At 43.1% G+C, this 557-nt stretch carries 1 protein-coding gene; it reads left to right on the top strand.

Annotation, left to right across the window (positions count from 1 at the left end; genetic code table 11):
• Positions 1 to 557: RNA-guided endonuclease TnpB family protein (locus GPK83_RS17415; RefSeq protein WP_215705140.1), on the top strand; the 557-nt coding region annotated here is incomplete at both ends.

Below are 557 nucleotides of genomic sequence, written 5' to 3'. Positions count from 1 at the left end.
TATACCACAAACAGTGTAAATGGAAATATCCTGTTAAAAGATGGGAAGCTGAAGCTCCCAAAGGCAGGCTGGATCCGGATTCGGCAGCATCGTAAGATCCGGGAAGATGCCTGCCTGAAAGGCGCATCCGTCTGTATGGAAGCTGATGGGCGGTATTATGTTTCTCTTCTGTATTTTTGTGAAGAAAAGCCAGTGGAAATAAGGAACATAAGGCAGGCCGTCGGACTCGACTTTTCCATGAAAGAACTATATGTAGATTCCAATGGAAAACATGCAGGTTATCCGCACTATTTCAGAAACAGCGAGGAAAAACTGGCGAAAGCGCAGAGAAAACTGAGTCATTGCCGGAAGGGAAGCAATCGTTATAAAAAACAGCAGAAAAAAGTGGCGCGGATCCATACACATATCGCTCACCAGAGAAAAGATTACTTGCATAAAGAATCAAGAAAGATAACCAATTTCTATGATATCGTATGTATCGAAGATCTGGATCTGAAGACGATGAGCGGGGAACATCATTTTGGAAAAAGTGTTCATGACAACGGCTGGAGAATGTT

This window comes from Clostridium sp. MCC328, assembly GCF_018785465.1.
Taxonomy (GTDB): Bacteria; Bacillota; Clostridia; order Lachnospirales; family Lachnospiraceae; genus Pilosibacter; species Pilosibacter fragilis.
This window is presented reverse-complemented; position numbering and strand designations above follow the sequence as displayed.